The sequence below is a fragment of the Streptomyces sp. NPDC088157 genome (assembly GCF_044741545.1).
GTDB lineage: Bacteria > Actinomycetota > Actinomycetes > Streptomycetales > Streptomycetaceae > Streptomyces.
This window is the reverse complement of record NZ_JBIUSU010000010.1, coordinates 319,412-340,750: the sequence shown is the minus strand read 5'-3', so window position 1 is coordinate 340,750 and position 21,339 is coordinate 319,412. Positions and strand designations below refer to the sequence as shown.

The following is a 21,339-nucleotide window of genomic DNA, read 5'->3' as shown; positions in this document are numbered from 1 at the left end:
GCAGCTCACGGGCCGGTGTGAAAGCGAAGTGACGGGAGGCGTTTCGATGTCGTATTCCCCTGGGGCGGCGGCGGGGATTTCCGGCCGTACGCGGCTGTTCGCGGTGCTGGGTGATCCGGTGCGGCAGGTGCGGGCGCCGCAGATGCTCAACCCGGTCTTCGCCGAGCTGGGTGTGGACGCGGTGCTGGTGCCGGTCGAGGCGCCGGCCGCTCATCTGGGGGAGGTGGTGCGCGGGCTGCAGCGGGCGGGCAATGTGGACGGGCTGCTGGTGACCGTCCCGCACAAGGCGGCGGCGCGGGAGTTCGCCGAGGTGCGCAGTGCGGCGGTGGAGCTGGCGGGCGCCACCAACGCGCTGCGGCGCGGCGCGGACGGGCGCTGGTATGCGGAGAACTTCGACGGGGCCGGTTTCGTGGCCGGGCTGGCCGCCGCCGGTCATGCGCCGGCCGGCCGGCGGGTGACGCTGGTGGGGGCGGGCGGGGCGGGCGGCGCGATCGCGGCGGCCCTGGTGCTGGCCGGGGTGGACCGCCTGGACGTCGTCGACGTGGACCGCGGCCGGGTGCGCACGCTCGTGGACCGCCTGTCCGGGCACGCGCCGGGCCGGGTGCGTGCGGGCCGGCTCCCGGCCGGCACCGCGGCGGACCTGGTGGTCAACGCGACCCCGCTGGGTCTGCGGGCACAGGACCCCCTGCCCTTCGACCCGGCGCGGCTCGCCGCGGGCACGGTGGTCGCCGACATCGTCATGACCCCGCGCGAGACCCGCCTGCTGCGCGCGGCCGGCGCGCACGGCCTCCCGGTCCACCACGGCGAACACATGCTGTCCCAGCAGCTGCACCTGTACCGGGAGTTCTTCGCGCTGCACCCGGCCGCCCGGCCCGGCTGAACACACCGGCGGCAGACGCCCACAGGGGCGGGCCTGGACGGGGCGGCCCACCGGGGGGGCCGGGAGGGGCCGGACCTCTGGGCGGGGCCGTGACTTGGGCGGAGGGCCGGGGCCGGAAGCCGGGGCCGAGAGCCGGGGGCGAGGCCGGACCCGGGGGTGGGAGCGGGAACTTGGGCGGAGGACCGGGGCCGGAAGCCGGGGGCGAGGGCCGGGGCCGGAAGCCAAGGCCGGAAGCCGGGGGCGAGGGCCGGGGCTGAGAGCCGGGGGCGAGGCCGGACCCGGGGGTGGGGGCGGGGACTTGGGCGGAGGACCGGGGCCGGAAGCCAAGGCCGAGAGCCGGGGGCGAGGGCCGGGGCCGGAAGCCGGGGGCGAGGGCCGGGGCCGGAAGCCGGGGGCGAGGGCCGGGGCCGGAAGCCAAGGCCGGAAGCCGGGGGCGAGGGCCGGGGCCGGAAGCCGGGACCTGGGCGGGAGCCCGGGCTGCGCGGGGGCGTGTGCGCGAGCCGGGGGGCGGGCGGGGCCGGCGGCCCGCCCGCCCCCCGGCCACGCCCCTGTCCTGCCGCCCCGCCTCGCCGTGCGGGCGCCTTGCCGGGTTCTCTGCCGGGTTGCCCGGGAGAGAACGTGCGGTTCCTGCGGCGTGGCCGGGGCCTTCTTAGCCTTGCGCGCATGAATCCCACGATCGGCGACATCACCGACCGGCGGCCCCGGGGCCGCGCCCGGTTCCCCGACGACATCGAAGCCCGGCTGGCGGACGCGGTGGCCCGGCCCGCCGACCAGCAGCCCGAGTGGCCCGACCCGGCCCGCGCCCGGGCGGCGCGGGACGCGCTGACGCACCTCCCGCCGCTCGTCGTGCCCGGCGAGGTGGACCGTCTGCAGGACAGGCTGTCCCAGGTGGCGCGGGGACAGGCGTTCCTGCTGCAGGCCGGCGACTGCGCGGAGACCTTCGACGGCAACACGGAGTCCCACGTCAGCGCGAACATCCGCACGCTGCTGCAGATGGCCGTGATCCTCACGTACGCGGCCAGCCTCCCCGTGGTCAAGATCGGCCGTATCGCCGGCCAGTACGCCAAGCCCCGCTCCAGCCCGACGGACGCGCTGGGCCTGCCGGTGTACCGCGGCGACATCGTCAACGCCCTCGACCCCACCCCGGGCGCCCGCGCCGCGGACCCCTCCCGGATGCTGCGCGCGTACGCGCACTCGGCCGCCTCCCTCAACCTGGTGCGCGCCATGGCCGCCTCGGGCCTCGCCGACCTGGACCGCGTCCATGACTGGAACCGCGACTTCGTGCGCACCTCCTCCGCCGGTGAGCGCTACGAGGCGCTGGCCGGCGAGATCGACCGGGGCCTGGCCTTCATGGCCGCCTCCGGCGCCGACCACGGCGCCCTGCACACCACGGAGATCTACGCCAGCCACGAGGCACTGCTGCTGGAGTACGAGCACGGCCTCCTGCGCCTGGCGGGCTCCGCGGCCGGCGAGCCGCGGCTGTACGGGCTGTCGTCGCACATGCTGTGGATCGGGGAGCGCACCCGCCGGCCGGACGGCGCGCACATCGCGCTCGCCTCGCTGCTGGCCAACCCGATCGGCCTCAAGATCGGCCCTGGTACCTCCCCCGAGCAGGCCGTGGAGTACGTCGAGCGCCTCGACGCGGACAATGTGCCGGGCCGGCTCACCCTGATCAGCCGGATGGGCAGCGAGAAGGTGCGCGAGGTCCTGCCGGCGATCGTGGAGAAGGTCGAGGCGAGCGGCCACCGGGTGGTGTGGCAGTGCGACCCGATGCACGGCAACACCTACGAGGCGGCCAGCGGCTACAAGACCCGCAGCTTCGACCGGATCCTCGACGAGGTGAGGGGCTTCTTCGAGGTGCACAAGGAGGTGGGCAGCCACCCGGGCGGACTGCACATCGAACTCACCGGCGACGACGTCACCGAGTGCCTGGGCGGTGCCGAGCAGCTCGACGAGGCATCGCTGGCGCTGCGCTACGAGACGAACTGCGATCCCCGGCTCAACCCGAAACAGTCGGTGGAACTGGCCTTCCTGGTGGCCGAGATGCTCCGCCCATGACGCTCGCGCCACGCATCGAGGGGCGCCCGCGGACCGCGGGCGCCCCTTGATGCGTGCGCTCCTTTGCGTGTTCCTTCTGCGTGTTCCTTGTCCGGGCGCTCCTTGTGCGGGTGCACCTGGTGCGGGCTCCTCTGCGGGCGCTCGTTGTGTGCTGTGCGGGCTCGCGGTGCGGGTGTCCTGCTCACCGCCGGGCCGGCGGCGGTGCGGCGGGTGTCTTCCTCACCGCCGCACCGTGGGCGGGGCAGGGCCGGCGGCGGGGAGGGTGACAGCGGTCAGCAGCAGTCCGCGGGCGGCGCTCCAGCGCCCGTCGAGCACGGTGCGGGGCTGTCCGCCCACGGTGATCCCCGGGAGCGCGAGCCGGGCCCGGAAGGAACCGCCGACGGGGTCCAGGGTGATCGCCGCGTCGTCGAAGCCGAGCCGTGTGCCGGTCGCCGTGAACGCCGTCTTGTACACCGTCTCCTTGGCGCTGAACAGCAGCCGGTCCCACGCGATCGACGGCCGTGCCCGCAGCAGCAGCCGCACGTGTGCCCGTTCGCCGGGCAGGGCGATCGTCTCCAGCAGGCCGTCGGTGAGCGGTTCGGCGGGCTCGGCGTCGATGCCGAGGGCCGCCACGTCGCGCCGCCGGGCGAGCGCGGCCGCGCGGTAGCCCCGGCAGTGCGTCATGCTGCCCACGACACCGTCCGGCCACCGCGGGGCCCCGCCGGGACCGGGCGGCAGCGCGACGGCCCGTTCGCCGAGGCGGGCCAGGGCGCGGCGGGCGCACAGCCGTACGGTGGTGAACTCGCGCCTGCGTTCGGGCACGCAGCGCGCCACATGGGCGGCCTCGCCGGGCAGGAGGCGGGCGTGCGGCGGGTCCCCGAACTCCTCGGCGAAGACGACGGGCGGCGCGAGCAGCGGCGCGAGGGCGGCCCGCGCGCTCATTCCGGCAGCAGGGCCGGGTGGCGCCAGGCGAGGGCGGTGTAGCGCTCGGCGCGGGTCGCGGCGCTCTCGTCCAGGTCCGCGCCGCCGTACGAGCCGAGCCTTCCGGTGAAGATGCCGATGGCGGCGCCGAGTGCGACGTTGACGCTTATCGCGGAAGGCACCGCGGCGTCCGCGGCGGGAATTTCCTGGCTCTGTGCGGATACGGCGCCGTATTCGGCGGTGTGCAGGGCGGTGACGGTGACGGTATCGGATGACTGAGCGGACACGCTGACCCCTCCTTGTCCGGCCACGAGGCTTTCCCTTTCGCCGAAAGGGTAGGAGTTCCGGCCGCGCGGGGAAATCCCCTGGCCCACCCCTGTATTTCCTTGGGTCCGCCCCATTTCCCGGGCGGAGGTCTTCCCTTTTCCGGGCCTGCCGGGTCGGCCGGGTCTGTCCCGGTGGCCGGTTCCGGGAATTCCCGCCCGGATTTCCCGCGTCAGACGAGCTGCGGGTGGCGGCCCAGCAGGCGCGGCTCCTGGTTGAGGATCGCGCGCTCCAGTTCCTTGAGGTCCCGCGTCGGGTCAAGGCCGTGGACGTCGACGAGCGCCTGGCGGGTGCGGCGGTAGGCGGCGAGCGCCTCGGTCTGCTGGCCGCAGCGGTAGAGGGCGAGCATGAGCTGGTGGCACAGCCGTTCGCGGGTGGGAGAGGCGGCGGCCGCCTGCTCGAGGTCGGCGACGAGTTCACGGTGGCGGCCCAGTTCCAGTGCGGCGGCCGCCCAGTCCTCGTAGACGGTCAGGCGCTCCCGCTCGAGCTGGGCGAAGGAGGGCCAGCCGATGCCGACCTCGGCGAGGTCGACGAGCACGGAGTCGCGCCACAGGCCGAGCGCCCGGGCGAGGGAGTCGACAGCCACGTCCGGGAAGCCCGCGGCGAGTTCGGCACGCCCCGCGGCGGCGAGCTGGCGGAAACGGAAGGCGTCGACGGAGTCGACGTCCACCCGCAACTGGTAGCCGTGCGGAGCGGTGACCAGGCCGACGCCGCGGCTGCCGGCGCCGGCCTGGCCGAGGAGCCTGCGGATACCGGAGACGCCGTTTTGCACCATCTTCCGTGACGTCATCGGCGCGTCGTCGCCCCACAGGGCCGCGATGAGGCGGCTGGTGGCGATCACCTTGTTCGGGTTGAGCAGGAGATAGCCAAGGGTGGCCCGCTGGACCACACCGCCCAGCGGCAGAGCCCGGTCGGCGACGACCTCGAGCGGGCCAAGCAGATTGAACTGCATCTTTCCCCCACGCGTTTGACAGTCCGTTACTGGCCCCAAGTAAACAAACCGACTGTACTGTTTGTCAAGCGATTGACCACGTCACTCCAACGGCCCCGCCGACGGCCAAAGGGACCGCAACTCCCGCCCCGCCGGGCCCAAGACGCCTCATTTCCCGCACGAAAACGGACAAAACTTACCGCCCCGAGCTCCCTGCTCCATCCTCCGCCCTTCCCAGAAAACCGGCACGGCCGTTTCTTATGGTCCTGGAGAGTCCCTGGTCCTGGAGAGCCCCGTTCACCTGTGGCCGCGCCCGGACGGTACGACGTGACCGGCATGCGGCGGCACACCCCACGGCGGGTGGCGGCCCGTCCCCACGGCGGGTGGCGGCTGCGAGCGAGCCCGCCCGCGCGCGGCCCGGACCGCTGCGGGCGGCGGGGCGGGCGGCGGGCGGCGGGCGTGACCCTCCCCCGGGGTCTTCGGACCGGCCGGCCGCCGTGCCTCCCGGGGCCGCTGCCTCCCGGGGCGACGCGGCCTGGGGCGGGCGGCCTGGGGGCGGGCGGTCCGGGGGCGGCTGCGGTCCTTCAGGGCCGCCCGCGCCGGTGTCTCCTGGGCCCCGCTGTCCGGCCGCCGAGACGGAAGCCGGCGCGCAGTACCGCGCCCGCCGGCCCTGCATGCGTGATGCCGTCCGTCCGGTGTCATCGGAAGCCGGCCGGCCGCGGCGCCCTGGCCTGCGGCGGCCGGGTCCGGCGGCACAACGTCCCGGCGCCGCGCACCGGGCCGCAGTGTGACGAACCGCTCCGCACGCGATGTCCGATGCGGACGGTCTTCCTGTGGTGGCGCCACCGGCGCTCCGCGGCCGCCCTGGGGTTCGTCACGGTGAGCCGGGTGCTGGGGTCACAGGCTGTGGGCGAGGGGGTGCAGCGGTTCGTACAGCGGCAGTTCGGCGCCGCTGGGGAGCCGGATCGCAGTCAGTCTGCCCCAGCGCTGTTCGCTGACCGGGCGGGTGATCTCGACGCCCTGCGCGCGGAACTCGCCGAGCTGGGCATCGAGGTCGTCGCACATCAGGAAGAACTCGTGCCGGGGCGGGCCGTCGGCCGGGTGCACGGCCACCTCGGCCGGGGGCAGCTTGAAGATGAGCCAGCCGCCGCCCGCGTCGACGCCGCGAAAGCCGAGGACGTCACGCAGGAAGGCGCGGTCCGCCTCGGCGTCCTGGCTGTAGAGGATGACATGTGCACCGCTGATCATGGCCTGCTCCTGCCCCGTCGACGTGCTCGCGGTCGTGTCCCGGGCATCCTGGCACGCTCAGGTCCAGGAGACCTCCGGCCGCATCCGATGACACGACGACTGCGCTGCGTGGCAGCAAACACCGTCGGGGCGGGGCGGGGCGAAGTCCGGTGCCGCCCGAGGCAGCCGCCGAGTGCGCCGCCGCGCTACCGCAGCAGGCAAAGGCCCTGCCGGACCGCGGCGATGAGGTCCTCGGGGCCGGCGAGGGCGCGGCCGGCCGGCGTCGTGCAGGCGCAGGACGGAGCCAATCGCCTCGACCGCGCTGGGGCCGGGCGCACAGGCAGGCAGCAGACGGCAGCTGGCAGACGGTGAGCCGGCCGCGCCCGGCAGTGCAGAGGCGCACGCCCGCGGTGAGGCGGGTGCCGAGGCTGTCCCACACCAGCACGACCGGGCCGCCGCACTGGTGGTGAGCGGCCCGCACGCGGTCGCGGCAGCCGGTCCGGGCGAAGCACTTGCGTCCGTCCGGCCGGCCGGGTGCCGGGGCGGGGCCGGCAGACCAGCCGGGGCGGCCGGGCCGGGTGTGCGGCAGGCCGGGGCGGCACCCGGCAAGCGGCGGCGGGAACGGCCACGGGCCGCGCTGGCCGCACGGGCCGCGCTGGGGCGTCAGAGCGCCGCGCCCGCCGCTTTGGTGCTCGGGGTGGCGCTGTTCCCGGCGTTGTGCGCGGCCCGGGCCCCGGCCCCGGTCCCGCGCCCTTGCGCGGTGAGCCGTCCGAGGGCCGACGCGGAGGCGAGGCGTGGCAGCAGCAGCTGCCAGAACCGGGTGAGCGTCCGGTACGAGAGCCATGCGGGATCCCGCGCCCCCAGCACCTCGAAGCCGGCGGTCGCCGCCACGAGGGTGATCACCGCGTCCTGCGGCGTCACCGTCTCGTGCAGGCCCCCCTCCCCGGCCGCGCGCTGGAGCGTCTTTTCGACCCACTGCCGCCACAGGCGCCTCAGGTCACGCTTGGCCGCGTAGACGTGGTCACCGCCCAGCGCGAACCCGGCCCGCAGGACCACATCGGCGCTGAGCCCGCGCGCCAGGTCGTGGGTGGCGTCCACCAGGCACTGCAGGGCATCGCCCGCCCCGTCCTCGCCGTACCGGGTGATCGCGCCGAGCCGGCCCGCGGCCGCGTCCTCGACGGCGTCCGCGAGGGCGGCCTTGCTGGCGAAGTGGAAGTGCAGCGCCCCGGTGCTCACACCGGCCCGGCTGCTGATCGTGGTGAGCGAGGCCACGCTGAAGCCCTCCCGGTCGAAGACCGCGGCGGCGGACTCGACCAGCGCTTCGCGGGTGCGCTGCGCACGTTGCTGTTTGACCATCGGAATGCTCCGTCGTTGCGGGGGGGGGTGCCGTGCCCGGGCGGGGCAGGCCGGCGTGTGTACGGCTGCGGGCCGGCGTGTGTACGGCTGCGGGCCGGCCAGGGAGGCCCGCGAGGACCTGGCCGGCCGCGGCGGGGTGCGGTGACGCCGCCGGGAAGAGCGCGCGGCCGCGCGGCGGGAGCGCGCCGGCCCGGTCCCTGCGCGAGCTGCCCGGCCCCCGGCCTCGGCGGAAGGAGACCGCGCCCGGGAGCAGCCCGGCCCGCTGCCGGTGCCCGCCCGCCCCCCGGCCCGCCGCGCCCGGGCCGCCTTCCCGCCCGGTCCGGGCCGGCGCCCGGGCGAGGAAGGCGGCCCGGACGCCGGTCCGGCGCCCGGGCGCGGATCCCGTGCCGCCCGGCCGCGCAGGCCGGGCGGCCCCGCACCGGCCGGCGCGGGGGCATGCGTCATCGCCATGTCCGGCCCCTTCCTGGGACAAGGCCGAGGAGATCCCGCCCCGGATGCCACGAAGCCACTATAACAAACCGTCTTTGCGGTTTATAGATGGAGGGCGCAACCACTCCGCCGGCCCGGGACGCCCGCCGGTGCCCCCACCTGCACCGGCGGACCGGCCGCCGGCACCGCCGGCCGCCCGGGAGCCCGCACCCCTGCGGCGCCATGCGTCCCGAAGGCCGGCAGCCGGAAGGAGCACCCGGGGCAGCCGCGGCCGGGGCGGGCGGCCGGCCGGCGGCGGCGCGGCCTGGCGGCGGGCTCCTCTTGGCCGCCCCGGCCACGCTCCGCGCGCGCAGGGGCGGCCTGTCACGCGGAGCCGTCCGGCCGGGCTCTCCCTTCGCGGACTTGGGCAAACAGCCCGGCCAGGCCATAGGAGAACCGCTGCGCAGCCACGGGAGATCCACCCCCGCCGCGGGCGCCGCGGCGCCCGCGGCGGGGCGCGGTCCGGGTCCGGGGCGCAGGCGCCGGGGCGCCGCAGGAGGAGGCCCGCCGCACCTGGCGCAGGGACGGCCGAGAGCGCCCCTTCGCCCCGCCGCCCCGCCGTCCCGCCGTCCGCGGGGCGGCGGAGGGCGGACGGCGGGCTTGCGGACGGGCGGGCGGCGGGCACCGCCCCCACCCGGTTCGAGCGGGCACCGCCCGCACCCGGTTCGGAACGGAGCATTCCTCATCTCGTGCGACGAGAGTGGCTGCCGCCCTAGAAATTAAACCGGCTGGTATGTATCTTCGTTCACCTGACGAACACACCTCACTTCACACCGGCAGGGCCCAGGGGGATCACATGTCTGCGAGCACGTTCCGCCTCGAACGCGTGGCACGCCACACACAGCACGGCACCGACAGCACCGCCGCCTCCGCCGGGGCGGCCGCCTTGCGCTACCCGTCCCTGACCACCACGGTGCCCAAGGAGTTCGTCCACCGGGCCAGCATCGCCGAGGTGCTGCTGACGGACTGGGACCGCGTCGACGACCTGCACTTCACGGTGAGCGCCCAACTGCCCCGCCGGCACGCCTTCTTCGCCCACGTCGGCGGCTGCCACGACCCGCTCATGATCGCCGAGACGGTCCGGCAGGCGGGCCTGCTCCTGGCACACGCCGAGTTCGCGGTACCGCTCGGCCACCAGTTCCTGATGTGGGACCTGGCCATCGACGTCCGGCCCGAGCACCTGCTCGTCGCCGGCACACCGGCCGCCCTCGAGATCGAGATCGCCTGCACGGACGTCAAGCGCCGGGGCGCGAACCTCGCGGGACTCCACTTCGACGCGGTGATCCGCCGCGACGGCCAGATCGCCGCCACCGGCGCCGCCACCTTCACCTGCGCCTCCCCCGCCCTCTACCGGCGCCTGCGCTCGGCCGGCATGGGCGAGAGCGTCCCCGCCCCGCTGCCCCTGACCAGCCCGACCGCACCGCAGGACGTGGGCCGCCTCTCCCCCACCGACGTCGTCCTGTCCCCCGCGGCGGGACCGGCCGCAACGGGCGGCCCCGCCCACGAAACGCACTGCTGGCAGCTGCGCGTGGACACCCGCCACCCCGTCCTCTTCGACCACCCCGTCGACCACGTACCCGGCATGGTGCTGCTGGAAGCCGCCCGCCAGGCCGCCACCGCCTTCCTCGGCCACCCCTGCCTGCCCACCGCCATCACCGGCGACTTCACCCGCTACGCCGAACTCGACACCCCCTGCCTGCTGGAAGTCCGCTCCCTGCCCGGCACCACCGCCGGCGAGAACCGCGTCCAGGTGACCGGCCGCCAGCACAACCAGACCGTCTTCACCTGCGCCGTCACCACCGAACCCACCACCGCCTGACCGCCCACCCCCACACGGGGCACCCCCGCACCGGGCCGGGCCGGGCCCGGCTCCGGGCACACCAGCGCCCCGGCCGCACACCGCCCAGAACCTCCCCGCCACCGCCACGCACCGGGCACCACGCACTGGGCACACCGGGCGCCGGGCGCCGGGCGCCGGGCACCGGGCACCGGGCACCGGGGCCACCACCGGATGAGCACCACCACGGATGGCCGGGCCACCTCCCGGCCACCCGCACACCGCAGCGGCCTGCCGCGAAGGACACCCACCCTCCCCGGCAGGCCCCGCCACCGCCACCACGCACCACCCGCCAAAGGAACACCGCGCCCCGCTCCCGGGCCGGACGCACACCCCACACCCCACACCAGGAAAGACGCGCGGCGCGCCCACGGCACACGCCGGCCGCGGCGGGCCTCCCACGCCACGTCACCGCACGGGCGCAGCACCTCACACCGAACGTCCACCACTGCCGGGCGCGCTCCCGCGGCCGGCTCCGCCGGACACCGAACGTCCACCACTGCCGGGCGCGCTCCCGCGGCCGGCTCCGCCGGACACCGCACGCGGCGCCGCCCGGCCGCTCACGACCACCCGGCCGGCAGCCCGTCGGGCGCATTCACGCGGAGGATCCCCGGACGCTTCACGGCCAGCCGCGCGGGCGCGTCCGCAGGAAGACGCGGTAGGCGCGTCCGCAGGAAGACGCGGTAGGCGCCTTCGCATGAAGACGCGGCGGGCTGCCCCCGTGCGGAAGCGCGGTGGGCGCGTTCGCGGCCAGGCACCGCAGGGGCGCGTTCGCGGCCAGGCACCGTGGGCGCGTTCACCTGGAAGGTGCGGTGGCCGCCTTCACGCCGGCGCGGTGGCCGCCTTCACGCCGGCGCGGCGGCCGCGTTCGGGCGGGGTGCGGTGGGCGGCTTCACGCCGGCGCGGCGGCCGCGTTCGGGCGGGGTGCGGTGGGCGGCTTCACGCCGGCGCGGCGGCCGCGTTCGGGCGGGGTGCGGTGGGCGGCTTCACGCGGGGTGCGGCGGGCGCGTTCGGGCGGGGGGGCTCACCTGGAGCGGTCTGTCCCGTCGCGGGTGACGGGCGGCCGCTGCCCGCAGGCGCCACGTCCGCGCACACCCGCCCGCGTCAGGCCGACGCGGACAGGGGAGCCGATTCCTGGACCAGCCGGGCGCCGCGGTCCGGGGCCACGTCCAGCCGCATCAGCACCGGGGGCGAGGCGATGGAGGGCAGCAGGTGCTTCAGCAGGACCGAGACCCGGTACTCGACCTCGGCCAGATCGGTTTCGAGCTGCGCGTACAGCTGCACCCCGTTGAACGCACTCACCACCATCTCGGCGACCTCGCGCGGCACCACGTGCGACAGGGTCTCCCCCCGCTGCTGGGCCTCGGTCAGGATCTCCGTCAGCATGCCGACCCACAGCGGCCACGCACTGCCGTAGTGACTGCGCCCCACACGGTCCGAGGACAGACGGGCACCGGCCCGCAGCAGCGGATCGTGCACCAGCCGGTGGGCCACCGACATCGCCACGTCCACCATCTCCTGGAGCTTGATGGCCTGCGGCGGCAGCCGCTGGTCCGTCTGGACCTCCAGCACCCCCCTGGCCAGGGCCTCCTTGGAATCGAAGTGGAAGTACAGCGCCCCCTTGGTCACCCCGGCGGTCTTGAGGATGTCCGCCACCGTCGCCGCGGTGTACCCGTGCTCGGCGAAAACCTCCGCCGCCGCCTCCAGTACCGCACGGCGGGTCCTGACCGCTCGTTGTTGCTGGGCCATCGGAGCTCTCCTTCATACCGACCGCGCTCCACAGCAGCGCAAAGTTCACCAGTTCACCAAGAAAAAACCGTCCAGAAGGTACCTTACTTTGTCCGCCCGTGATTGCGCCAGCGTTTCACGCCCCCGTTCAGCCACTCCCCCACCTGCCCGCAAAGCGGCACAACGGCCCCCGCCGGACTCCGAACATGCCTGGTCCAGGCAGTCGTTCACGCCCTCCGCGGTAATTCCTCACACCCGCCCCGGACAGACGGCACCACCCCGGCCGGCCCCCGCAACGACCCCACAGAAACCGCCCGGCGCCCCTGATTCCGGATTCCGTATCAGCCACAAGCCCCCAGGCCCACCACCACACCCACCCACCACCACAGAGCCCCCCCCCCCACCACAGACGCCCGCCACCCGGCAGCAGCCCCCACCACAGAGACCCGCCACCCCACAGCAGCCCCCCGCCCGCTGAACGGACACACCGCCGCGGGCACCGCCGCAGGCACCGCCGCGGTGCCCGCTGCCGCGAAGGCCCTGCCGCACGTCACCAACAGGTTCACCGGCCTCAGGCCGAAGCTGAACCGCAGGCCGCAGGACGCAGGCCGCAGGCCGCCGTCGGGGCCGCCGCTCAAGAGGGCAGGCCAAAGCGGTCCGACAGGGTGGCCGGCGAGCGAACCCCGAAGCGGAACGGCGGCGCTTGTACGCTGCGCGACAGCCGCCGCGGACAACGGCCCGACATCCGTGCCACCCGTCACCGTGAGCTGCGGCCGCACACGTTCGGACGCCGCCGAAAGCATGCCCCCGCGTCCGCTGAGGATGAACGCGGGTGGCCGGCCATCGATGGTCCGAGGACACTGACGATGGCGCCCTGAACGGGGCCGGCGACACTGACGATGGCGCCCTGAACGGGGCCGGCGTGCTTCGGTCCTTCTCAGCGCAGCTGCTCGGCCAGCGCGACGATGATGCCCTGCGGGCCGCGCAGATGGCACAGCAGAGAGCTGTCCTCGAACCGGGCGATCTCGCCGACGAGTTCACCGCCGTCGGGCGGCACGTGCGCGATGCCCAGGCGTCACCCGACAGCGGTGACGGCGGGGCAGCCTCCGGTGACAGCGGCAGGTCCGAGGACACTGACGATGGCGCCCTGAACGGGACCGGCGACACTGACGATGGCGGCCTGGACGGGGCCGGCGACACTGACGATGGCGGCCTGGACGGGGCCGGCGTGCTTCGGTCCTTCTCAGCGCAGCTGCTCGGCCAGCGCGACGATGATGCCCTCCGGGCCGCGCAGATAGCACAGCAGAGTGCTGTCCTCGAACCGGGCGATCTCGCCGACGAGTTCACCGCCGTGAGGACGCAGGCGGGCAACGGTGTCCTCGATGTCGTCGACGGCGAACATGACACGGTGCGTGCCCACAATGTTGTGCGGCCGCTCGCGCGGCCCGGCGCCGATCACCGCGGGGCTGCGGTACTTCGCCAGCTCGAGCCGGCTGTGACCGTCCGGGGTCCGCAGCATCGCGATGTCACAGCGAACGCCGTCCAGTCCGGTGCACCGGTCGGCGAAGAGGCCCTCGACCTGCGCCCTGCCCTCCAGCTCCATACCGAGTTCCACGAAGAACGCGATCGCGGCATCCAAGTCCTCCACGACAATGCCCACGTTGTCCATCCGCTGAACCGCCATACCAGTTCCTCCTTCATCCCCGCACGGCCGGTGACGGCCGCTGACACCCCCGGGACGAAACCGGCGGCACGATCTCGACATCCTCACAGCACCAGATGCCGAAAACCTCGCACCGCGCCCCAGCACCACTCCAGCCACCCGCCAGCCCGGCGCCACCACCAAAAACGAGCACGGCGCAGACGGCCGCTCCCGCCAGCCACGACCAGCCGCAGCAAGCCGCCCCCGCCGCATCCACGCCTCCCCCACCCCACACGCCGCCACACACCCCCGGGCGGCAGCCGCCCCCTGCCGCAGGCAGCCGCCGCCCGCCCCTCACACGCCCGCCGCCACCCGCCCTCCGGCGGCAGCCGGACCGGCCGGAACCGGAGCCGGAGCCAAAGCCGGAGCCGGAGCCAAAGCCGGGGCCGGGGCCGGAGCCAAAGCCGGAGCCGGGGCCGGGGCCGGGGCCAAAGCCGGAGCCGGGGCCGGGGCCGGGGCCAAAGCCGGAGCCGGGGCCGGGGCCGGGGCCAAAGCCGAAGCCGGGGCCGGGGCCAAAGCCGGCCCCGGCCACAGCGCACCGGCGGCCGCCTCGGCATCGACGGTGCGCAGCAGCTGGGCGTCCACCTCCTCGAGCGAGGCGACCAGGTGACGCACCCCGGCCCGCTCCATCAGGACGCGCTGGAAACCGTGCCCGCGAGGAGCCGGACGGCCGATGAACGCCGCGCCCAGCGCCCGCGCGGCCTCCGCCACCCGCGCCACGTCGTCGATGAAGAGGACCTGCTCGCAGGCCAGGCCGAACACATCCTCGGCCACCTCCCGCACACCCGGCCGGAAAGCATCGGTGCACACATACCGCGGCCCGTCGAAGCAGTGACTGTAGGCGCCCAGATGACGCTCGAAATGCGCGCGGCCCAGCCCTCCGTAACAGACCACCCGCGCACCGGTGGCCCGCAGCCGCCCCAGCAGCTCACCGGCGCCCCCGTCCACGGCCACCGGATGCTCACGCAGATACACCTCCCGCTCACGGAAGTACGCCGCCACCACCTCCTCGGGACTCTCCCCCGCACCCGCCAGCACCGCACCCGCCCGCAGCTGGGACTGCGAGAACACCTCACGCTCCAGCTCCGCGGTATAGACACCCCCCCGCGCGGCCACGAACCGTCGGATCACCGGAGCGAACGTGTCACTGAGCAACACCCCGTCGATGTTCACCGCAATCAGAGCCAGCTGCCGAAAACCCATCAAGACCACCCCCCGCATCGAGCCGCACGCACCCCGAGCCGCACAGCACCCGTCATGGACGTGACACCCCCAGCCCCCCGGCCGCACGGCACCACCCCCCAAGAATAAACCGGTCAGACGGTTTTCTCAACGGAAATCCCCCCCACCCCTCAACGGAGACCCCACCCCCACCCCACCCCCATTCCCCCCACCCCCCAAACCCCAGCAGACTGGCCCCCGCCCGCCCACCACCCACACCCGCCCACCACCCGGGGGAAAACACCACCATGCACCCACTCCACGGCAAAACCGCCCTCGTCACCGGCGCCGGCCGCGGCATCGGCCGCGCCATAGCCCGCCGCCTCGCCGCCGACGGAGCCCTCGTCGCCGTCCACTACAACACCAACCACACCACCGCCCGCGAAACCTGCCGCCTCATCACCGACGAAGGCGGCCGCGCCTTCCCCCTGCACGCCCCCCTGAACACCCCCCACGACATCAACACCCTCTACCAACGCCTCGACACCACCCTCACCCACCACAACGAAACCACCCACCTCGACATCCTCGTCAACAACGCCGGCTTCAACATCCACGGCACCATCAAAGACGTCACCCCCCACGACTTCGACCAACTCATCAACATCCACGCCAAAACCCCCCTCTTCCTCACCCAGAACGCCCTCCCCCGCCTACGCGACCACGGCCGCATCATCAACATCAGCTCCGCCGCCACCCGCATCGCCCTGCCCACCTCCCTCGCCTACACCATGGCCAAAGCCGCACTCGAAGCCCTCACCCGCACCCTCGCCAAAGAACTCGGCCCCCGCCACATCACCGCCAACTCCATCACCCCCGGCTACACCAAAACCGACCTCAACAAACACCGCTGGAACACCCCCCAAAACGAACACACCCACGCCCAACACTCCGTCTTCACCCGCATGGGCCACCCCACCGACATCGCCGACATCACCGCCTTCCTCGCCTCCCACGACTCCCGCTGGATCACCGGCCAAACCATCGACGCCACCGGCGGCACCGGCCTCTGACAGGACACCAGATCCAGAAAACCAATGTTCTGGGACGCCCTGAACCGCGCCCGCTCGCTCGGGCGGGCTCCCGTCCCGGCTCGGGGGAAACACGGAACGGAAGCCCCAGCGGGTTCGACTTCACCTACAAGGTCATGCCGGTGACCGGCCGAGCGGGTGGCATCGGCAGTGCGCTGTGCCGTCGCTTCGCCTCCGGCGGCGCCCGGTGCGTCGTGGTCGACATCGACGAGATCCGCGCCAGGAACGTAGCCCCGGAGCTGCCCGGCGCCGGACACACGGGCATCGGCTGTGACCTGACGGACCGCGCCCAGGTGGAGCGGTTGTTCGGTGGCGATGTCCGGCCGGACACGAGTGGGAGGAGAACATCACCAACCACACCGCGCTGTCGGGAGTGCGTCGGCTACCGGATCTCTCCTTCGCCCACCCCGTGTGCGGGCACACCGCGAGGAGCAGGAGGCGGCGATAGCCGCGGAGTTTGGCGGTCTCGCGGAGAAAACCGGCACAGGTGTTGTGCGGGGCGTCGGCGATGCGACCTCCGGCAAGGCGCGTGGCGGGTTTGGCCTACTTCGCCGGGTCCGGTTCGGGGTCGCCGGGATTCCGGTATCAAGGTCAAACCGTCACTCGTTGTACAGCTTTTCGCTGGTGGCGGCTGAGGTGCCGGTGAGGCGGTACGGCTGGCCCTGGTTCGACAGCTCGGTGGACCCCTGCTTTCCTGCCACCGTCCAGTGGATCGTCGCCTTCCACTCGCAGTCGTACCGTTCGGCTGTGGCGATGATGACGAAATGCTCCAACTCCTCTTCCGACACGAAGAAGGGGAAGTTCACCGGGCCCGGACTCTCGTTCGGCACCGTGCTGTTGGGGCCGATCTCGGGTACCGCTTTCGGGCGCGGAGCGTCGAGGTCGATGGAGATGAGGCGGCTCGGTGCGAGTCCGCCGGCCTGGAGCTGATAGTGGGGGCCCCGGAGCGCCGGTCTGCGCTTGACGACCCCGATGTCCATCCGATGAATGAGGACGGACATCGGGGAGGAGCCCTGAAGACTCAGGTCGATAACCAGACGTCCCGCCGGCACGGCTTCGCCTTTGGCCTGCCAAGCGCTGAGGGTTCTGGTCTGCGCTGTCAGTCACCGGGTACGTGGCCTTGCTCGCCGAGCCCGGCATCCCCGCCTCCGGATGACGATGGCGACGGGCGTGCGGATCGCGTCAATGGGCCTGGAGCATGTCGGACAGGTCCTGGCGATCTACCAGTCACCACTCCTGCTTGACACCGCCGCGGGTCAAGGCCGCCATCCGCAGTGCGTCGGCGACCAGACTGGTGCGCATGTGGTCGGCGATGGACCAGCCGACGACCTTGCGGCTGAAACAGTCCAGCACGGTCGCAAGGTAGAGGAACTCCCCGCCTGCGAGCGGGAGATACGTGAGGTCGCCCATGTACTTGCGCCCCGGTTCGGCGGCGGTGAAGTCCCGCTGGAACAGGTCCGCAACCGGTGAGGTGGCCGGGTCCGGGACGGTGGTGCGCACGCGTCTGCGCAGACGGATCCCGGTGATGGAGAACGTCCGCATGATCCGGGCGACCCGCTTCTCGTTGACCCGCCGCCCCTTCTCGCGGAGCTCGGCGGTCACGCGCGGGGAGCCGTAGGCGCCGCCGGACTGGACGTGGACCTCGCGGATCTCCTCGGCCAGGAATCGGCCTTGGTGCTGCCGGGTGGCCCGGGCCTCGGCGCCGGCGAGCCACTTGTAGTAGCTGGACCGGTTCACGTCCAGGACGTGGCAGAGCCGCTTCACCTCGTAGGTGTCCCGGTGGTCGTCAACGAACTGGAAGCGGCTCATCACCAGTTCGTCTCCCCGGCGAAATACTTGGCCGCCTTGCGGAGGATGTCCCGCTCGGTCGCCAGCTTCCGCGCGCTCGCCTCGAGCTCTGCCACGCGCGCCTGCAGCTGGCGGATCCGCTCGTCCGGAGCATCCGACGGCATCGCCGCCCCCGGTTGGACGGCCGTCTTTGCAGCTGTGGCGGTGACGCCGCGACGTTCGCGCTCCCGCAGCACCCACTCCCGCAGGGTCGCCCGGTTGACGCCCAGATCGGCGGCGATGCTCTTGTAGGTCGCCCCGGGTGTGGACTCGTACAAAGCCACGCCATCGGCCTTGAACTCGTCCGAATAGTCCTTCATCGCCATCGGCGGTCTTCTCGCTTCCTCCGGATCAAGCAGATCCAGTATCAGCGTGTCCACCACTCAGGGGGAGGCCCCCGGCTGGACTGCACCCCGGCCAGTAGTCACGAAACGACCTCACTGGTTCAGTACTCAGGTTGAAGTCGTGGACACCGAGAGGGTGTGACGGTCTTGATCCCTGCGGTATGGCGGGTTCATGCGGTACGCGCAGAGGGGCGGGTACACGCCCGCCGAGCAGGAACGGCGTGAGCAACTGCGGCTGAGGGCCGCCGACCTCACCGCTGCGATCATCACGCACGCCTTCTGGAACGACGTCACCGGACCCGAACGGCTCGATGCCCGCTCCCAGCTCAAGCACGTCCTCGCATGCGAGGACCGCGAGGGCCAGGAGGCGGCGTAGCCGTGGCGGACACGCCACCCGAGCCGGAGCCGCACCCATCACCGTGGTCCTCCCCGACGGCCAGGAGTTCTCTGGGTGTAACGGTGTGGCGCGAGGCGAAGTTCGATGGCTTGGTGCAGCTCAGCGCTACTGTCGTCGACAGTAGCGGATGCGACACGTGTGGTGCCATCGCCGGATCGAGCGAACCGGGTCAGGGCGACCAGGCGGTGCACGTCGGCGTCGTGATCGGTCCAGATCCCGAGACTCAGACCCGGCGAACGTTCATGGTCAACGCACCAGCCGAGCTACAGGAACGCGCTCCGGTAGGTCGACGCCAACTCGGCGGCCCGGCGGCGGCGTTCGGCGAGTTCGTCGTCCGACAACTGTGGGGGCGGTGCGTCCTTGCCGGCGACGACGTCACCGATGCGCGTGAAGTACTCGTCCTGGCCGGCGGGGGTGCACATGCACAGCATGCGGGCCGGCGCACCCGATGCGTTGCGGAAGTTGTGCGGTGCGTTGGCCGGGATGTTGATCGTGGACCCGACCCGTACGGTGTGCTTTTCGCCGCGGAAGGTGAACTCGATCTCGCCTTCGAGGATCGTGAACATCTCCTCGAAGTCGTGCCGGTGCGGCGGCGGGCCGCCGCCGTCGGGGACGTGCATGTCGATCAGGCAGTATCGGCCGTCGGTCTGCTCGCCGGTGACCAGCATGCCGTAGGTGTTGCCCACCAGTGAGATGTACGTCGTGGCGGGGTCGTCGGGGTCCGCCACGGTCAGCGAGCGGGACGGATCGTCGTCGGGGATCATCGTGGTCGTTTCCTTCACAGGTCAGTCGGGTGGGCGTCAGGCGCCGGGCGTGACGACGACCTTGCCGCTGGGCAGTGCGCCCGCGGCAGCGTCGGCGTGCAGCGCCGGCAGCTCGGCCAGCGGCACCCGCCGGGCGACCTCGACGCGCAGCTCGCCGCCGTCGATCAGCTCCACCAGGTGCGAGAGCTGCTCCGCGTCGCTGCGGACGAACAGGTCGATGCCGCGTACGCCGCGCTCCTCGTCGGTGGGCGCGGGCATCCACACGGTGGTGTTCACCAGGACACCGTCCGGGCGGATCAGACCGAGGAGCGCGGCCAGTTGTGCAGGTTCGACCGGCGCGAGGTTGAGCACGACGTCGACCGGCTGGCTCACCGCCGTGACGACGTCGGCGGTCGTGTGGTCGATGACCTCGTCCGCGCCCGCGTCCGTGACGCGCCGGCTGCTGTGCGGGCCGGCCGTGGCGATCACGTGGGCGCCGGCCTGCTTGGCCAACTGCACGGCGTAGCCGCCGACCGCTCCGCCCGCGCCGTTGACCAGCACGCGCTGCCCGGCGGTCAGCTCGGCGTGCTCGAACAGCGCCTGCCATGCGGTCAGGCCCACCAGCGGCAGCGCGGCCGCGTCGGACAGCGCGACGCTCTTGGGGGCGGGCGTCAGGGCCTCGGCCGGTGCCAGGACGTACTCCGCGGCGGCGCCGGCCCCCGCCATCGGCAGGAAGCCGATGACCTGGTCCCCGGCCAGGATGCCGGTCACGCCTTCGCCGAGCGCGTCGACCGTGCCGGCGACGTCGATGCCGGGGGTGTGCGGCAGCGTCACAGGGATCGGCCCCTGCATGAAACCGGCGCGGATGTTGGCATCGACCGGGTTGAACGACGTCGCCGCGACTCGGACCCGCACCTGCCCGGCGCCGGGGACCGGCTGCTCCACGTCCTCGTAACGCAGGACGTCGGCATCGCCGTACTGGTGGAAGCGCACTGCCTTCATAGTTCTTCTCACTTTCGCCCGCGGGGTCGCGGTCGCCCTGCGCCGCGCGCGAGGTCAAGACGCAAGACACGGTGGCTGCGGCGCCGGGCACGGCCGGCGGGCGGTAGATCATTGTGGAGGGTGAAGCTTCACCAGCGTACGAACAGGTGTACGCAGTACGGGTGTACCTTCGCGACACGGAATGGGATTCCGGCGACATCCTCATGAGGGCGGAGGACACATGACGAGCAGGCCGAGTTTCCGTGGCCCTGGCGGCAAGATGGGCACGTTCAGCGTCGACGCGGACTCCACCGGCACCGGTCGGGGAACGTGGGAGCCGTTCATCGACACCTGGAACGACCGTATGGGAGACCTGTACCCGCTGCCGGAATTCAGCGTTTCCACGGTCGACGGCTTTCAGGGAACGATGCGCTCGGTGGCCCTGGAAGACACCGCCGTCAACGAGCTCTGGGCATCCTCACCCGTGAGCACCCGGGCAGTCGGGGCGTACGAGCACGATGAGATCAGGTTGTACGTCGGGTTACGCGGCGCGGTGGCCCTGCAGGACCCGCACGATCAGGGCGGTGACGCGTACGTCTCGGCCGGCACCTACTTCATGCACCACGTCGTGACGGAGAATCACTTCCACACCACGCCCGTGATCGGCACCCGCATCTTCATCTTTCCCGGCGACGCCCTGCGGCCCCTGGTCGCCGGGAAACCGCGCACCGGCCAGGCCACCTCGCCTGCGGCGCAGATCCTCATGGCGCACACGAGCATGGTGCAGCGGACCGTGAGCGACCTCGGCCCGGCGGGCGCGCACGCGTCCCGCAACGCCCTGCTAGAACTCTCCAAAGGGCTGATCCTCGACCACTTCGACGACCGCGAGCCCACCTTCACCCCGGCACTGGCGCAGGCGGCCAAGGACCTGGCAGATGCCCGGCTCACCGACGCCGAGTTGTCGCCGGCCACGGTCGCCGCGCAACTGCATGTCTCCGTCCGGACCCTGCAGCGGGCCTTCGGGAGTCTGGACGAGTCGTTCAGCGCCTACATCCGCCGCCGACGCCTGGAGGAAGCGGCCGAGGCACTCACCGCCTCCGGGTCACGGCTCACCGTCTCCGAGGCCGCCGCGCGTTGGCATTTCACTGACAGCAGCCATTTCATCCGCGCTTTCAAGAAGCAATACCATGCAACACCAGCGCAATTCGCACGCCGCCTGACGTAACGCCTCACCCGGCCGCCGCGCGGAGCAGCGCCGGGAAGGCCTGCGATGCTATCCACCACGTGCTCCGGTGCGACCACGGCTGCTGCCGAGACTGCGGGGTCTGAGCCGTGTTTTAGTACTGCAACGGTTCTTGCCGTGACTATTGGCCAGGTCGGTCGT

Annotated in this window: 20 protein-coding genes and 1 pseudogene; 7 read left to right on the top strand and 14 right to left on the bottom strand. The window is 73.0% G+C overall.

The annotated features are described in order from the left end of the window. Positions 1-46 precede the first annotated feature (46 nt). Both ACIPFH_RS35790 and ACIPFH_RS35785 read left to right on the top strand, forming a co-directional pair. On the top strand, positions 47-880 hold the full coding sequence (locus ACIPFH_RS35790; protein ID WP_401833264.1) for a shikimate dehydrogenase family protein: 834 nt from the start codon (positions 47-49) through the stop codon (positions 878-880). A 663-nt stretch (positions 881-1,543) separates the two neighbouring features. Then, a complete protein-coding gene (locus tag ACIPFH_RS35785) occupies positions 1,544-2,938 on the top strand; it encodes a class II 3-deoxy-7-phosphoheptulonate synthase (protein WP_401833262.1) in 1,395 nt (464 codons plus the stop codon). Between the two features lie 219 nt (positions 2,939-3,157). Here ACIPFH_RS35785 and ACIPFH_RS35780 read toward each other — a convergent pair whose 3' ends face one another. The 5 genes from ACIPFH_RS35780 to ACIPFH_RS35760 all read right to left on the bottom strand — a co-directional run bounded on the left by ACIPFH_RS35780 (position 3,158) and on the right by ACIPFH_RS35760 (position 7,676). Next, a complete protein-coding gene (locus tag ACIPFH_RS35780; RefSeq protein WP_401833259.1) occupies positions 3,158-3,859 on the bottom strand; it encodes a 4'-phosphopantetheinyl transferase in 702 nt (233 codons plus the stop codon). After that, positions 3,856-4,125, bottom strand: coding sequence for a hypothetical protein (locus ACIPFH_RS35775; protein ID WP_359130281.1), 270 nt, complete (start codon positions 4,123-4,125; stop codon positions 3,856-3,858). The genes ACIPFH_RS35780 and ACIPFH_RS35775 overlap by 4 nt, the downstream gene beginning before the upstream one ends. 209 nt (positions 4,126-4,334) lie before the next feature. Continuing rightward, complete coding sequence (locus ACIPFH_RS35770) at positions 4,335-5,114, bottom strand: BTAD domain-containing putative transcriptional regulator (RefSeq protein WP_401833256.1); 780 nt, start codon at positions 5,112-5,114, stop codon at positions 4,335-4,337. 876 nt (positions 5,115-5,990) lie between these two features. Further along, the gene (locus tag ACIPFH_RS35765; RefSeq protein ID WP_401833254.1) at positions 5,991-6,341 is read right to left on the bottom strand and encodes a VOC family protein; all 351 of its coding nucleotides are present in this window, start codon (positions 6,339-6,341) and stop codon (positions 5,991-5,993) included. Positions 6,342-6,983: 642 nt separating this feature from the next. After that, positions 6,984-7,676 (bottom strand): ScbR family autoregulator-binding transcription factor, encoded by a 693-nt coding sequence (locus ACIPFH_RS35760; RefSeq protein WP_401833251.1) that lies wholly within the window; start codon positions 7,674-7,676, stop codon positions 6,984-6,986. A 1,264-nt stretch (positions 7,677-8,940) separates the two neighbouring features. Here ACIPFH_RS35760 and ACIPFH_RS35755 point away from each other — a divergent pair. Further along, positions 8,941-9,963: a ScbA/BarX family gamma-butyrolactone biosynthesis protein gene (locus ACIPFH_RS35755; RefSeq protein ID WP_401833248.1), complete on the top strand. Its 1,023-nt coding sequence runs from the start codon at positions 8,941-8,943 to the stop codon at positions 9,961-9,963. A gap of 1,122 nt (positions 9,964-11,085) precedes the next feature. On the opposite strand, the gene ACIPFH_RS35750 is transcribed toward ACIPFH_RS35755, so the two are convergent. From ACIPFH_RS35750 to ACIPFH_RS35735, 4 genes and pseudogenes are all read right to left on the bottom strand, one after another. Continuing rightward, positions 11,086-11,730, bottom strand: coding sequence for a ScbR family autoregulator-binding transcription factor (locus ACIPFH_RS35750; protein ID WP_401833245.1), 645 nt, complete (start codon positions 11,728-11,730; stop codon positions 11,086-11,088). A gap of 916 nt (positions 11,731-12,646) precedes the next feature. Beyond that, positions 12,647-12,748, bottom strand: a pseudogene (locus ACIPFH_RS35745) (VOC family protein); the annotation flags it as partial. A gap of 204 nt (positions 12,749-12,952) precedes the next feature. Further along, entirely contained in the window at positions 12,953-13,393 is a 441-nt protein-coding gene (locus ACIPFH_RS35740) for a VOC family protein (RefSeq protein WP_401833242.1), read from the bottom strand. Between the two features lie 312 nt (positions 13,394-13,705). Then, positions 13,706-14,614 (bottom strand): HAD family phosphatase, encoded by a 909-nt coding sequence (locus ACIPFH_RS35735; protein WP_401833239.1) that lies wholly within the window; start codon positions 14,612-14,614, stop codon positions 13,706-13,708. A gap of 266 nt (positions 14,615-14,880) precedes the next feature. On the opposite strand from ACIPFH_RS35735, the gene ACIPFH_RS35730 reads away from it, so the two are divergent. Together ACIPFH_RS35730 and ACIPFH_RS35725 are read left to right on the top strand one after the other, a co-directional pair. Then, positions 14,881-15,645: an SDR family oxidoreductase gene (locus ACIPFH_RS35730; protein ID WP_401833237.1), complete on the top strand. Its 765-nt coding sequence runs from the start codon at positions 14,881-14,883 to the stop codon at positions 15,643-15,645. Between the two features lie 134 nt (positions 15,646-15,779). Further along, positions 15,780-16,298: an SDR family NAD(P)-dependent oxidoreductase gene (locus ACIPFH_RS35725; RefSeq protein ID WP_401833236.1), complete on the top strand. Its 519-nt coding sequence runs from the start codon at positions 15,780-15,782 to the stop codon at positions 16,296-16,298. Here ACIPFH_RS35725 and ACIPFH_RS35720 read toward each other — a convergent pair. The 3 genes from ACIPFH_RS35720 to ACIPFH_RS35710 form a co-directional block, all read right to left on the bottom strand. Next, positions 16,263-16,664, bottom strand: a complete 402-nt coding sequence (locus ACIPFH_RS35720) for a hypothetical protein (protein WP_401833234.1) — start codon at positions 16,662-16,664, stop codon at positions 16,263-16,265. The two genes, ACIPFH_RS35725 and ACIPFH_RS35720, sit on opposite strands and share 36 nt — an antisense overlap. A gap of 226 nt (positions 16,665-16,890) precedes the next feature. Beyond that, on the bottom strand, positions 16,891-17,472 hold the full coding sequence (locus ACIPFH_RS35715) for an IS3 family transposase (RefSeq protein ID WP_401833232.1): 582 nt from the start codon (positions 17,470-17,472) through the stop codon (positions 16,891-16,893). Continuing rightward, the gene (locus ACIPFH_RS35710; RefSeq protein ID WP_401833229.1) at positions 17,472-17,870 is read right to left on the bottom strand and encodes a transposase; all 399 of its coding nucleotides are present in this window, start codon (positions 17,868-17,870) and stop codon (positions 17,472-17,474) included. Before ACIPFH_RS35710 ends, ACIPFH_RS35715 begins: the two co-directional genes overlap by 1 nt. Before the next feature lie 136 nt (positions 17,871-18,006). On the opposite strand from ACIPFH_RS35710, the gene ACIPFH_RS35705 reads away from it, so the two are divergent. Continuing rightward, positions 18,007-18,210 carry a nucleic acid-binding protein gene (locus ACIPFH_RS35705; RefSeq protein WP_401833227.1) on the top strand — a complete coding sequence of 68 codons (204 nt, stop codon included), beginning with the start codon at positions 18,007-18,009 and terminating at the stop codon, positions 18,208-18,210. 284 nt (positions 18,211-18,494) lie between these two features. Here ACIPFH_RS35705 and ACIPFH_RS35700 read toward each other — a convergent pair whose 3' ends face one another. Both ACIPFH_RS35700 and ACIPFH_RS35695 read right to left on the bottom strand, forming a co-directional pair. Then, a complete protein-coding gene (locus tag ACIPFH_RS35700) occupies positions 18,495-18,995 on the bottom strand; it encodes a cupin domain-containing protein (RefSeq protein ID WP_401833225.1) in 501 nt (166 codons plus the stop codon). Positions 18,996-19,031: 36 nt separating this feature from the next. Beyond that, on the bottom strand, positions 19,032-19,976 hold the full coding sequence (locus ACIPFH_RS35695) for an NADP-dependent oxidoreductase (protein ID WP_401833223.1): 945 nt from the start codon (positions 19,974-19,976) through the stop codon (positions 19,032-19,034). A 220-nt stretch (positions 19,977-20,196) separates the two neighbouring features. Here ACIPFH_RS35695 and ACIPFH_RS35690 point away from each other — a divergent pair, with 220 nt between their 5' ends. Then, positions 20,197-21,180, top strand: a complete 984-nt coding sequence (locus ACIPFH_RS35690; protein WP_401833221.1) for a helix-turn-helix domain-containing protein — start codon at positions 20,197-20,199, stop codon at positions 21,178-21,180. The last annotated feature ends 159 nt before the right edge of the window (positions 21,181-21,339 follow it).

What these genes read in the sequence shown, in the direction of transcription:
- ACIPFH_RS35705 (WP_401833227.1), top strand. Translation starts at nt 18,007, where the DNA reads ATGCGGTACGCGCAGAGGGGCGGGTACACGCCCGCCGAGCAGGAACGG.
- ACIPFH_RS35790 (WP_401833264.1), top strand. Translation starts at nt 47, where the DNA reads ATGTCGTATTCCCCTGGGGCGGCGGCGGGGATTTCCGGCCGTACGCGG.
- ACIPFH_RS35750 (WP_401833245.1), bottom strand. Translation starts at nt 11,730, where the DNA reads ATGGCCCAGCAACAACGAGCGGTCAGGACCCGCCGTGCGGTACTGGAG.
- ACIPFH_RS35690 (WP_401833221.1), top strand. Translation starts at nt 20,197, where the DNA reads ATGACGAGCAGGCCGAGTTTCCGTGGCCCTGGCGGCAAGATGGGCACG.
- ACIPFH_RS35760 (WP_401833251.1), bottom strand. Translation starts at nt 7,676, where the DNA reads ATGGTCAAACAGCAACGTGCGCAGCGCACCCGCGAAGCGCTGGTCGAG.
- ACIPFH_RS35755 (WP_401833248.1), top strand. Translation starts at nt 8,941, where the DNA reads ATGTCTGCGAGCACGTTCCGCCTCGAACGCGTGGCACGCCACACACAG.
- ACIPFH_RS35770 (WP_401833256.1), bottom strand. Translation starts at nt 5,114, where the DNA reads ATGCAGTTCAATCTGCTTGGCCCGCTCGAGGTCGTCGCCGACCGGGCT.
- ACIPFH_RS35730 (WP_401833237.1), top strand. Translation starts at nt 14,881, where the DNA reads ATGCACCCACTCCACGGCAAAACCGCCCTCGTCACCGGCGCCGGCCGC.
- ACIPFH_RS35765 (WP_401833254.1), bottom strand. Translation starts at nt 6,341, where the DNA reads ATGATCAGCGGTGCACATGTCATCCTCTACAGCCAGGACGCCGAGGCG.
- ACIPFH_RS35695 (WP_401833223.1), bottom strand. Translation starts at nt 19,976, where the DNA reads ATGAAGGCAGTGCGCTTCCACCAGTACGGCGATGCCGACGTCCTGCGT.
- ACIPFH_RS35735 (WP_401833239.1), bottom strand. Translation starts at nt 14,614, where the DNA reads ATGGGTTTTCGGCAGCTGGCTCTGATTGCGGTGAACATCGACGGGGTG.
- ACIPFH_RS35740 (WP_401833242.1), bottom strand. Translation starts at nt 13,393, where the DNA reads ATGGCGGTTCAGCGGATGGACAACGTGGGCATTGTCGTGGAGGACTTG.
- ACIPFH_RS35725 (WP_401833236.1), top strand. Translation starts at nt 15,780, where the DNA reads ATGCCGGTGACCGGCCGAGCGGGTGGCATCGGCAGTGCGCTGTGCCGT.
- ACIPFH_RS35700 (WP_401833225.1), bottom strand. Translation starts at nt 18,995, where the DNA reads ATGATCCCCGACGACGATCCGTCCCGCTCGCTGACCGTGGCGGACCCC.
- ACIPFH_RS35785 (WP_401833262.1), top strand. Translation starts at nt 1,544, where the DNA reads ATGAATCCCACGATCGGCGACATCACCGACCGGCGGCCCCGGGGCCGC.
- ACIPFH_RS35780 (WP_401833259.1), bottom strand. Translation starts at nt 3,859, where the DNA reads ATGAGCGCGCGGGCCGCCCTCGCGCCGCTGCTCGCGCCGCCCGTCGTC.
- ACIPFH_RS35720 (WP_401833234.1), bottom strand. Translation starts at nt 16,664, where the DNA reads ATGTCCGTCCTCATTCATCGGATGGACATCGGGGTCGTCAAGCGCAGA.
- ACIPFH_RS35715 (WP_401833232.1), bottom strand. Translation starts at nt 17,472, where the DNA reads ATGAGCCGCTTCCAGTTCGTTGACGACCACCGGGACACCTACGAGGTG.